Below are 263 nucleotides of genomic sequence, written 5' to 3' on the forward strand. Positions count from 1 at the left end.
GTCGGAAGGGTTGAGCATGGCAAACTTCGATTTTGCCTCGCTACCGCCGCCCTTCGCTGCCACGTGAATATCGACCTTGTCGCCAGGCACGATCTTGTGATGGATGATGGCGGGCGTATTGTCCTTGGTGTTTTGGCGCTTGCCATCCGGGTCAGCCAGAACCGATGCACGCAGAACGTTATCGGGCAATTGATAGGCCCGGCGCACGCCTTCGTTGATCATGTCATCCAGGCTGAGGTCCGCTTCCCAGGTCACGTTCATGC

Annotated in this window: 1 protein-coding gene; it reads right to left on the reverse strand. The window is 57.8% G+C overall.

The window, feature by feature from the left end; translation table 11 throughout:
* Positions 1 to 263, reverse strand: a 263-nt coding sequence (locus V0R37_RS22485; RefSeq protein ID WP_420376608.1) for a fumarate hydratase, incomplete at both ends; no start/stop codon positions are given.

The sequence above is a fragment of the Pollutimonas rozaliensis genome, from assembly GCF_048751585.1.
Classification (GTDB): domain Bacteria; phylum Pseudomonadota; class Gammaproteobacteria; order Burkholderiales; family Burkholderiaceae_B.